Consider the following 10,574-nt stretch of genomic DNA (forward strand, 5'->3'; position numbering starts at 1 on the left):
TTAATTTAATTTTATCCAAATTTGACATTAAACAGTTTATTAATTTTTTAATTATTTTTTCTATTTTGTTTATTTTAAAAAATTAATAAAATTGCTTTTTAAATATATTTGTGTTTTGGATTTTTTAGAAATGCTTTTTAATAAAGAAATTTTTTATATATAAATGCATCGAAACATTTATATATTATGAAATCATTATACTACTATGTACACCATTTATTTTTAAGATGATTTTATGAAATTTTTAGGAAATATATCACACCTTGCAAATTCTGGAAAGCTTATCGCCAAGTCAAGCCAGACTCCACCTGCTGGAGCTTTTGTTTTTACTAATGATAAACAGAAAATAGGTAAGGTATATAATATCTTTGGCCCAGTGAAGAATCCATATATCTCTATTAATCTTTACAGGTCAGTAAATAAAAGAGATCTTGAAAGTAGACAAGGTGAAAAGCTTTTTGTTTCTACAAAAAGAGAGATGGAAAAAGATAAGAAAAAGAAAAGAAGCAATAAATCTAAAAAAGGCAAATATTCTAAAGGCAAAAACAAGTCTAAACCATCTAAGAAAAAGAGATCCAATAAAAAATCTCGCAGATAACTTTAAGTTATCTTTTTATTTATTCAAATCAAATAATTTATTTTTTTATTTTAAGAAACAAAAAGCAGTACAATATAATTTTTAAAGGAGAGGAGAGTACGACAGGTCCAAAAAGTCAATTAACAAAAGAGGATATTGAAAACTCTAAAAGAAGAGCTAGCAGAAGACAAGCAGATGAAAATGCTGAACCTGAAACAACTAATGTATGTCCTCAATGTGGATCCACTGATTTAGTTGCAGACTATGAAAGGGCAGAAGTAACCTGCGCTAACTGTGGTTTGGTAGTAGACGACAACCTAGTAGATATGGGTCCTGAATGGAGAGCATTTGACCATGAACAAAGAGACAAACGTACAAGGGTAGGCGCTCCAATTACTTACACAATTCACGATAAAGGATTAAGTACCATGATCGATTGGAGGAATAAGGACATCTATGGTAGAGATATTCCTGCAAGAAACAGAGCTCAATGGTATCGTTTAAGAAAATGGCAAAGGAAAATCAGAATTTCCGGTGCTACCGAACGTAACTTGGCTTTTGCTTTAAGTGAGTTAGACAGAGACTCTTCCAGATTAGGTCTTCCAAGAAGCGTAAGGGAAGCTGCATCTGTTATTTACAGAAGTGCAGTTGAAAACAAGCTCATTCGTGGTAGAAGTATTGAAGGTGTTGTAGCAGCTTCTTTATATGCTGCATGCAGACAATGTAAAGTCCCTCGTACTTTAGATGAGATTGCAGAGGTTTCAAGGGTAAGCAAGAAGGAAGTTGGAAGAACTTACAGATTCTTGACAAGAGAATTACACATTAAATTGCCTCCAACATCTCCAGTGGACTATGTTCCTAGATTTGCTAGTGAATTAGGCTTATCCGGGGAAGTTCAATCCCGTTCCATTGAAATCATTGAAAAGGCAATGGAAAAAGGTCTTACTTCAGGAAGAGGCCCTACCGGTGTAGCAGCAGCTGCATTATACATTGCATCTGTGCTCCTTGGAGAAAGAAAGACTCAAAGGGACGTTGCTGATGTTGCAGGAGTAACTGAAGTAACTATAAGAAACAGGTATAAAGAGCTAACTGAACAGCTTGAGACGGGAGTTACTTTATAGCTCAAGCTTTTTTGGCCTTCGGCCAAAAACCTTGACCAAAATTTTTATCACTAGTTGGGTCAAACCAACTAATTTTTTCTATTTTTTAACTTAATTATTTTTTAAAGTGTTATTTTTACTTATTTTATTAATTAAACACTAATCTAATCATAATTTATCTACGGTTTAATCATTTCATAGTATACGAACTATTTATCCTTTTAAAAAAATATAAGAATTAGATTAATAATTCTTCTTTGCATACATTTCAATGCTTAAATCAAGATCTTCTAGAATTGCAGTATTATCCCACTTTTCAACCTTATTCAAGTTGTTCTGATAGGTATCAAGATTATCCAGGAACTTCTCTATCTTCTTAACATCAAGGTCCTCATGTGACTCTCCATAACCTAACTTTTCAACATAAAAGCCGTTTAGAATCTGCTCAAAGTTCTTATGTGCTGGTGTGCTGTAGATTGGCTTTTTAAGATAAATGGCTTCTGAAATCATGGTGAATCCACCATTTACTATGATTGCCTTGGCTGTTCTCATGTCTTCATAGATCTTGTCTTCATTGAAGGCTCTATAAGTCAGATTCTCATCAGTCCCATCCTTGTTGAAGCCATAGACAATGAACTCTTCATCTAACTTTTTAAGTTCGTCCATAAGGTTTATGCTAGACTCTGCAGTCTGATAGACAAGAACATGGTCTCCAGATTCACTTTCTAAATCCATTATCTCTTTTCTTAGGACTGGCGGATAAAGGGCAGTCATTTTAGGATGTTTCAATGGTGGGAAGAAGAAACTGGTTATTATATGCCTTTTTGGACGTAATATATATGATTTTGTAACTGCCTTTGCAGTAAGCATGTCTGCCTTGTGGTGAGGCGGATAGTCATAATCGCATTGGGTTATCATATGGATATTGTCAAGGCTGATAAGAGGAATGTTCATAAGCTTGCTTAGCATGCTGGAGTAGTTTTCAAAGTCGGATATGATTATATTAGGCTTAACCTTTTTGCATTCCTTATAGAGCACGTTATATCCTTCCTTAAGGTTTGTAGGATTTGCCTTCATTGCCTTGAAGAATGTCTTTTTAGTCCGCACCACATTGTTTTCATAGACTGTATTGAATCCTCCGATCTCATATACATTGTCGAATTTTTCAGATAGGAACTTATAGGCACGTTCGCTTGAGAATATATAAACGTCATGATGCTTGGTTAGATGTTCTAGGATAACGCTGCTTCGGATGGCATGTCCCATTCCCTCTCCACAGATGGAATAGAATATCTTCTTTCGGCTGTCAAGGCCAACTGCCTCATGTTTTATATGGCCTGATTCATCCTCATATTCGATAAGCTCGTTGGTTTCAAATTCCTTGTCCTTAAACTCATTGAGCCTTCTTTTAAATGAACTTTGCTTTCTGTTTTTGGACTTTTCTGCAATCCTCTCCATATCTGTGCTGTCAAGAGCAGTTATTGGATAGTGGTCACTTTCAATGTCTATTTCATCTTCAAGACTTGGAGAGTTATCTTCTATTTGAGAACTTATATCTGCACTGCTTTCAAGTTTTGGAACTGATTCCTGCACGCCGTTTTCAAGTTTTGGAACTGATTCCTGCACACCACTTTCAAGCTTAGAGCTTGATTCATGTCCAAATTCATATCCTAAATCTTCAGCGCTTGTTCTTTTGCCCCTAAAATCATTTACAGTGCTTTTTCCATATTGCTTAAGGAGGGTATAAAGTCCTTCCTCTTCAAGCCTTCTTGTGGAAACTCCTATTTTAGCATTTCTAAGGACTTTAAACTGACTTATCTCAGCCACTCTTTCAATATAATCTGTATCCTCTCCAAATGTCAGGTTTTCATCAAATCCTCCACATTCGTCGTGGAGCTCCTTTCTGGATATGATTCCATAGCATCCTGCACCATGTGGCTTGATGTTTTCTACAGCTATCATAAACCAATTGGCTAAGTTATGAAGATAGATGTCCCTTTTCTTTTGGGAGAGGGGGGTCATCTGGGTGATTGCAATTCCCAAATCTTCCTCTTCAAATTCTTCTATGACATTTTCAAGATAATGTTCGGTCAATTCCAAGTCAGAGTCTAAAAATAGCAGTATCTCTCCTTTAGCAACTGCAGCGCCCCTATTTCTTCCGATTGCTGGAAGCCCTCCATCTACGACAATGCATCCGTAAGCTTCAGCTATCTCTCTGGTGTTATCATTGCTGTCTGCATCTGCAACAATGACTTCATAATCTGTAAACTCTTGAGATCTTATGCTTTCAATCAGTTTAGGAAGATATTCCTCTTCATTGTATGTAGGTATGATAATACTAAGCTTCATTTTATCATCTCGAAGATAAAGGTCATTTGGGGCTTTTTAGTTTAATTTGATTAATTTAGAATTATTTTGATAGAATAAACATAATTTACATATTTAAAAATCATTTAGTGGAATAAACATAAGCATATTTAATTATTAAGAATATTTTTAATTTTTTAAAAACTTATATTTATCTAAATCTTTCAGGATAAAAATAATATCTGCTTTAATTCGTTTTTAGCTGTGTTTAAAGATAAGAATAGATATTCCAGCTTAATGAATACCAATCGCATTTTCTATCTAAGCTAACAGCCAAATCATTTAAAAAGTTCCATCTCATTATATTGATTGGAAAGATGAACAACAGTCCTATCTCCATTTTCTGATATATTTAATGTATCATATTCATCTAAATCAAGATCGTGGCCATTAGATATAATCAATTCATAAGAATCTGGACATGCACCATAGAATGCAACAGAGAACCTTAAGATGATTATTAGAATCAATGCAATATGAGGCAAGGCAATCTTCAAATATTTCTTTATATTTTTATTGTTAAAGATTGACTTAATCGCCCTTAATTCCTCATTTAATTTCTCTTTTATTCCATCTCTTTTGTCTTTTTCAGTTATAAAGTCTGAAATTCCATCTAAAATCTCTTCATTGTACATCAATATAAGGATTCCATAGATTCCTCCGATTGCAGGAGTTGCAAAGAGGCCTCCGTCAATCAATCCGATTATTCCAAGAGTGCTTGTAAAGGCTAAAAGTATTCTAGAAGCTGCCTTTCGCCTTTGATTAGATAGAACCATAGAAATATAAGTTATTGGAATCAATATAAAGAGCAGGCTTATCACACTTGGGGCATAGCTACTTAATGAGCTTCCTGTATGGATTCCTGCTGGAATATGGCTTAAGAAGATTCCAAGGATAATTCCAAATATTGATTTATATAAATGGGAATGGAGAAAGCTTGTGCTTGTAAGGCTAGGATTCATGATTACAAGTATTGTATTCCAGTTAAGCCCAAGAGATGCTCTTAAGTACAATTCTACAGCTAATCCTGATATTGCTGTTATTAAAAACAAGATCAAGGAGAGCTTTAAATAAAAGTCCTTGTCCTTAAGCTTTTCTGGAATTGATAGATTCATAAGATAGTTATGAATCCTCTCATTATCTCCAATGGAGGACAAGATGATTGTTATTCCAAATAGAACAAAGAATAGTATGTCCTTACCCTTTGAGGAGCCCATTAGAATAGGTTGGGTAAATGGTCTTATGAATTGGTCTATGCCACTTAAGAAGTATAAAGACCCTCCAAGTATGATTAATATTATTCCAAATGGAATATATTTGTTTATTTTTAAATTCATAAGACTCTCCTCATTAAAAAGACATTTCAATAGTTTAATAAGTTTTTTTTTATCTAAAAATCATTTTCTAATTCTTTTATCTAAAATCCTTTGCTATTCTGATTTTACATCCTATTTTTTTTAAATATTTATTTAAAAGATAAAATTCAATATTAATATAAGTTTATAGTAAGTTTATTTTAATAAGTTTATTTTAATAAGTTTATTATAATAATTTTTATCGATTATATGATTTATAAATTTTTATTGGAAGGTATTAGATGTTTCCCCTTAGTTTTTATATAGGATTGGTTTTAATCGGAATCTTTGCAGGATTTGCTTCAGGACTCCTTGGAGTTGGAGGAGGCTTCCTTATGGTTCCATTGCAGTTTTTCCTATTCACTTCAGTTGGAGTTGACCCTTCCCTTGCCATGATGGTCTCTCTTGGAACCAGCCTTGCCATCATTATTCCAACGGCGTCCTCTGGAGCCTATCAGCATCAGAAGAAGAACAAGTCCATTGTCAGACCAGGAATAAGATTAGCTGTTTTTGGAATTATTGGGGGATTCTGCGGAGGTCTTTTAGCAAATATGGTTCCTACAAGAATCCTGCAGATGATATTTGCCTGTCTATTGATTTTTGTAGCTTTGGATATGCTATTTGGCTCCAGGTCCGATGGGGAAAAGGCATTAATCGATTTCAATTTGTTAAATGGAGGTATCGTTGGATTTTCCATAGGAATCATCTCTGGATTGCTTGGCGTTGGCGGAGGAGTCTTTTTGATTCCATCACTTTGCATACTGTTTGGATTCAGCTTGATTGAAGCTATTGGAACATCCTCTGTATTCATTGCATTTACAGCCATTGGGGGGCTTATATCTTATATTTACACAGGTTTTGGAGTAAATCCAATGCCTTATTGCTTAGGATATGTTAGCTTGATAAACTTTGTAGTGATTGTATTGTTTTCAGTTCCGATGGCGACTATAGGAGCTAAATTAGTTTATAAATTGCCTGAGAAAAGATTAAAACAAATCTTTGCAATAATTTTGATTTATATGGCAATTAAAATGCTTGGATTCGATCCAATTAGCATCTTGTTAGGTCTATAAAAATAGTTTAAATATTTAGTTTATAAAAATAGTTTTTTTGTTTTAACCTTTAATTAGGTGTAAAAAAAATAGTTTTTAGTTTTAATCCTTTTTATTATGCTTATAAAAATAGTCTAGTTTTTAATAGTCTTTATCAAATAAAAAAATAGTTTAAATAGCTTTAACAGCCATTTAATTTATTAATTGTTTCTAAAAAGGAAAATTAATATTCCTCTTCCTCTTTTTCAATAACAATACCAGTTCCTCTCATAACCACTTGTGCAATGTGGTCTCCCTTTTCTGTCCCTAGGGTTTCATAAGTGGTATGCAAATGCATCAGACCATTGCATCCGTCGGCTTTAACCTCTTTAATCAATTTAACTAATGTCTTATCTCTTGCAAGCTTTACTCTATTTATGACTTCTTCTTCCAAGGAGTCTTCAAGTCCGGATTTTATATCTTCCTTCTGTTTGGAACCGAAAATATGTCTGGTTTCATATATTCCCTTTTGCTCTATGATATTTAATTCTTTAGGAGGATACTCCAGTGTCATTATAAGAACTCCTAAACTATTTATATCCAGATTTTCATCATAGAATGCATGCACTTGGCTTGCTTGCTTCTGATAGTATCTTTCAGCTCTTTTTGGCTCTCTCTTAAATATTTTCTTATATCCCTTATATAAGGCAGAATGTAACTTCTTTAAGAAACCTGTTACATAAGTTAGGATTCCCACTCCTACTGCAAGCAGGAGATAGTTTGTAGCTGTAGGCATAGCTGCTTGAATAATTACCACTGCGCTTCCTGCTGTAATTATATTGAATCCTAAGGTAGAGTTGGATATGAAGAATCCGTAGACTACAGTAATTATGAAAAGAATGAATGCGCTTATTGCACCTGTGCTCTCATTAAGGATCTTTTTAGCAAGAATGCTTTCAGCGTATCCTGCAGTGAGAGGGGATAATGCCAATCCAATATTCCATCCGAATATTGCAAGATTAAAGTATAAGCAGAAGGCATATGTGGCTACACCTACCACTGTTCCAATAGCTATACAAAATATTTGCTTGAAGAATTTGTCTCTTCCTTCCTTTGTTTTAAGGCTTTCATTAAATTCTTTCACTTTTTCAGATGGCATTTATTCACTCTTGAATTTCTTATTTTTTTATCTTTAAAACTTATAGGTCTCTTTACTTGCTCGCTTTAAGCTTTAGTCTTCATAAGTTACGGCAGTTCCATAAACGGTTACTAAAATGGTGTTTCCCATGGTTCCGCCAAGGTTGTTATAGGATATTTTCAATCCTATGATTCCATTTGCACCATATTCCTTAGCCTTTTCTTCCATGGTTGCAATTGCTTCATTTCTTGCATTGTCAAGTTCTTCAGCATAAGTTGAAGTCCTTCCTTCCACAACATCTCTGACTCCAGAGAAGAGATCCTTATAGATGTTGGCACCGATTAATGATTCGCCGCTAACCAATCCATGGTATTTTAGTATGGTTTTGCTTTCTAAAGTACTTGTAGAAGATAATAACATTTTATCACTCTAAATTGATAATTAAAAAAAAATAAAACTTTGATATTATTTTTTGAGTCTTAGTCCTTTTATACGTTTTTAGTCATTTATAAATCTTTAAATTCTTTTTAAGTCATTTATAAATCTTTAAATTCTTTTAAGTCATTTAAATCTTTTAGTTTAATTTATTCACATTATTTATTTAAAGAACATGAAATATGCCCATACGAGAATAAAGACAACAATCACAGCAAATAACATGATTCTGCTTTTTCTAATGTTTTTCTGATTCATTTCTAATACTTTCTCACAGTCTGGAGAGCATACTCTTTCTTTCATTGGTATTGGACTACCGCATACTGGACAATGTTTGTGTGGTTCTACCATTTTTTCACCTTTTTATTCGTTTTTGTAAATTTATTTAATTTTTAATAATTATTAATACATTATTCTATTATTTGTTTAATATTATATAAATGTTGATTTTGATATAAATCTTAAAAAAGTCTTTTCTGATATGATAAGTTTTATTTAGTTCATATCTTGAAAAACTCTCTTGTTGTCTTGCTTACAGCCTCACCTAGCTCTGCGCTATCACATTCCTTATACTCTGCAATTGTATTTAGGATATGAGGCAAATATTCCGGCTTGTTCTTATTTGATTTAGGCTTTTTTGGAAAGTTCCTTGGAATAAGAAACGGAGCATCAGTCTCAATCATCATCTTTTCAGGTGGAATGACTGTAACAGCTTCCTGAAGTGACTGTCCTCTTCTCTCATCGCAGATCCAGCCGGTAACTCCAATATAACATCCCAATTCAAGGTACTTTTCTGCCTCTTCCTTTGTTCCGGTAAAGCAGTGAACGCAAGCCTTCTCGCACATCTCAGGATATTTTGATAAAATCTTAACCATATCCTCATGGGCTTCCCTTTCATGGAGAAACAATGGCATGTCAAGCTCTTGGGCTAATTTCACCTGATTTTCAAACCATTCCCTTTGAACATCCTGTGGAGAGTAGTTTCTGTTATAGTCAAGTCCACATTCTCCAATGGCTACAACGCAATCGTTTTTAGCAAATTCCTTCAATGCATCAAGGGTTTTCTCATTGCAGGTCTTTGCATCATGAGGGTGTACCCCTGCAGTTGAAAAGAGTATTCCATTCCATTTCTCATCCTTTGCATAGTTTAAGGCAATCTTGCTTGATTTAACGCTTGTTCCAGTTATTACAAACTGGCTCACTCCATTGGATATTGCATTATTGATAATCTCTTCCCTGTTTTTATCAAATGATCTGTGCATCAAATTAAGGCCTATGTCAATTAATCCGGTCATTTCAATCACTAAAATAAGTTTAATTAAGTAAATAAATAATATTAATTAATATAAGTTAATATAGGATAATATAAACTAATATAAACTAATATAAATTAATATAAGCAAATATAAATAAGTTAATTTAAACAATAAAAATTAAGATAATTAAAAAAAAGACAAATAATTTTTCTTTAAGTTAAAAATAAATATTTTAAGTTCATTTATAAAAAACGAACTTATTTTTTTATCTAATCAGATATGACTCTTGTTCCTATCTTTTCACCATTAATCGCTTTGATTAGGTTTTGAGGTTCGAATCCATTGGCTATTACAGTCTCTAGATTGGAACGCTTTATCATTTGAATTGCAGTAAAGTCAAAGAATTCATATGTTCCGGCCTTTACATCCTGGTTTCTAATGAAATCCATCATGTCTGTAGCTGTAATCTCTGAAATGAGCTCTGCATCATCGAATTTATTAGGGTCCTTGGTATACATTCCGTCAACTGAAGTTAGGTTGATAAGCATGTCGGCTTGAACGAATTCGGCTAATATTGCAGATACTGCATCTGTACTGTGTGCAGGTTCGGTTCCTCCCATAACAACTATCTTTCCGCTTGCAGAGTATTCCTGAGCTTCATTAAAGTTATGAGGAACCTTTTGATAAGCATAGTCTCCAAGAGCAAGCAATAGAAGCTTAGCATTGACTCTTGTGACTTCTATTCCAAGGTCATCGCATTTTGCCTCTCCGGCTCCAAGATCACGTGCAACTCCAATATACTCCCTTGCAGGTTTTCCTCCCCCTACTACAATGAATATCTCATGTTCATTGCTTAAGTCCTTTAGAATGTCTGAATACTCTTGAAATCTTTGTGCATCATAAGTCTTTAATAGTATGGATCCGCCAATAGCCACTACAATTCTCATATATTCACCTTTAATTAAAATATCCTTTTTAAGATAAAATCAATTAATTTGATTAATCTCGTTTATTATATTTATTTATCTTTTTTATTTTATTTAAATTTACTTTTAAATTCCCTATTTTTTAATTTTAAAGTTAATTTATATTATTTCATTTTTTAAATTTTCTTAATTTTTTTTTAAAGCTAGAAAACTATTTTTTAATATTTTTTTATTTTTTCAATTAAATAAATATAAAAATTTTTTGGGGTGTTAAGTATTATATTTAATTATTTTTTGAAAATGTATTTATTAGATTTTATATAAGCAAAAAATTTTTTATAAATAAGTTATATATTAAAATTATAAATTTAGAAGTATCATTTTGTTTT

10 protein-coding genes are annotated in these 10,574 nt (G+C 32.9%); 3 read left to right on the forward strand and 7 right to left on the reverse strand.

Annotated elements, in window-relative coordinates; all coding sequences use genetic code 11:
- Nucleotides 1-235: 235 nt before the first annotated feature.
- Together MRU_RS03620 and MRU_RS03625 are read left to right on the forward strand one after the other, a co-directional pair.
- A complete protein-coding gene (locus MRU_RS03620) occupies nucleotides 236-598 on the forward strand; it encodes a Gar1/Naf1 family protein (protein WP_012955515.1) in 363 nt (120 codons plus the stop codon).
- Nucleotides 599-732: 134 nt separating this feature from the next.
- Nucleotides 733-1,698: a transcription initiation factor IIB gene (locus tag MRU_RS03625; RefSeq protein ID WP_048812403.1), complete on the forward strand. Its 966-nt coding sequence runs from the start codon at nucleotides 733-735 to the stop codon at nucleotides 1,696-1,698.
- A 222-nt stretch (nucleotides 1,699-1,920) separates the two neighbouring features.
- On the opposite strand, the gene MRU_RS12045 is transcribed toward MRU_RS03625, so the two are convergent.
- Both MRU_RS12045 and MRU_RS03635 read right to left on the reverse strand, forming a co-directional pair.
- Nucleotides 1,921-4,026 carry an MJ1255/VC2487 family glycosyltransferase gene (locus MRU_RS12045; RefSeq protein WP_012955517.1) on the reverse strand — a complete coding sequence of 702 codons (2,106 nt, stop codon included), beginning with the start codon at nucleotides 4,024-4,026 and terminating at the stop codon, nucleotides 1,921-1,923.
- Nucleotides 4,027-4,322: 296 nt separating this feature from the next.
- Nucleotides 4,323-5,381 carry a hypothetical protein gene (locus MRU_RS03635; RefSeq protein ID WP_012955518.1) on the reverse strand — a complete coding sequence of 353 codons (1,059 nt, stop codon included), beginning with the start codon at nucleotides 5,379-5,381 and terminating at the stop codon, nucleotides 4,323-4,325.
- 260 nt (nucleotides 5,382-5,641) lie between these two features.
- On the opposite strand from MRU_RS03635, the gene MRU_RS03640 reads away from it, so the two are divergent.
- On the forward strand, nucleotides 5,642-6,472 hold the full coding sequence (locus tag MRU_RS03640; protein WP_048812404.1) for a sulfite exporter TauE/SafE family protein: 831 nt from the start codon (nucleotides 5,642-5,644) through the stop codon (nucleotides 6,470-6,472).
- A gap of 202 nt (nucleotides 6,473-6,674) precedes the next feature.
- On the opposite strand, the gene MRU_RS03645 is transcribed toward MRU_RS03640, so the two are convergent.
- The 5 genes from MRU_RS03645 to pyrH all read right to left on the reverse strand — a co-directional run bounded on the left by MRU_RS03645 (nucleotide 6,675) and on the right by pyrH (nucleotide 10,206).
- Entirely contained in the window at nucleotides 6,675-7,589 is a 915-nt protein-coding gene (locus MRU_RS03645) for a hypothetical protein (protein ID WP_012955520.1), read from the reverse strand.
- Between the two features lie 72 nt (nucleotides 7,590-7,661).
- Nucleotides 7,662-7,988: a YbjQ family protein gene (locus MRU_RS03650; protein WP_012955521.1), complete on the reverse strand. Its 327-nt coding sequence runs from the start codon at nucleotides 7,986-7,988 to the stop codon at nucleotides 7,662-7,664.
- 177 nt (nucleotides 7,989-8,165) lie between these two features.
- Nucleotides 8,166-8,354, reverse strand: a complete 189-nt coding sequence (locus tag MRU_RS03655; RefSeq protein WP_012955522.1) for a DUF2116 family Zn-ribbon domain-containing protein — start codon at nucleotides 8,352-8,354, stop codon at nucleotides 8,166-8,168.
- A 149-nt stretch (nucleotides 8,355-8,503) separates the two neighbouring features.
- Complete coding sequence (locus MRU_RS03660) at nucleotides 8,504-9,298, reverse strand: TatD family hydrolase (RefSeq protein WP_012955523.1); 795 nt, start codon at nucleotides 9,296-9,298, stop codon at nucleotides 8,504-8,506.
- A 230-nt stretch (nucleotides 9,299-9,528) separates the two neighbouring features.
- Nucleotides 9,529-10,206, reverse strand: a complete 678-nt coding sequence (gene pyrH / locus MRU_RS03665) for a UMP kinase (protein ID WP_012955524.1) — start codon at nucleotides 10,204-10,206, stop codon at nucleotides 9,529-9,531.
- Nucleotides 10,207-10,574 lie beyond the last annotated feature (368 nt).

The organism is Methanobrevibacter ruminantium M1, from assembly GCF_000024185.1.
Lineage (GTDB): Archaea > Methanobacteriota > Methanobacteria > Methanobacteriales > Methanobacteriaceae > Methanobrevibacter > Methanobrevibacter ruminantium.

Coding starts and splice junctions, on each gene's coding strand:
- MRU_RS03645 (WP_012955520.1), bottom strand. CDS start 7,589: ATGCCATCTGAAAAAGTGAAAGAATTTAATGAAAGCCTTAAAACAAAG.
- pyrH (WP_012955524.1), bottom strand. CDS start 10,206: ATGAGAATTGTAGTGGCTATTGGCGGATCCATACTATTAAAGACTTAT.
- MRU_RS03660 (WP_012955523.1), bottom strand. CDS start 9,298: ATGACCGGATTAATTGACATAGGCCTTAATTTGATGCACAGATCATTT.
- MRU_RS03635 (WP_012955518.1), bottom strand. CDS start 5,381: ATGAATTTAAAAATAAACAAATATATTCCATTTGGAATAATATTAATC.
- MRU_RS03655 (WP_012955522.1), bottom strand. CDS start 8,354: ATGGTAGAACCACACAAACATTGTCCAGTATGCGGTAGTCCAATACCA.
- MRU_RS03620 (WP_012955515.1), top strand. CDS start 236: ATGAAATTTTTAGGAAATATATCACACCTTGCAAATTCTGGAAAGCTT.
- MRU_RS03640 (WP_048812404.1), top strand. CDS start 5,642: ATGTTTCCCCTTAGTTTTTATATAGGATTGGTTTTAATCGGAATCTTT.
- MRU_RS03650 (WP_012955521.1), bottom strand. CDS start 7,988: ATGTTATTATCTTCTACAAGTACTTTAGAAAGCAAAACCATACTAAAA.
- MRU_RS12045 (WP_012955517.1), bottom strand. CDS start 4,026: ATGAAGCTTAGTATTATCATACCTACATACAATGAAGAGGAATATCTT.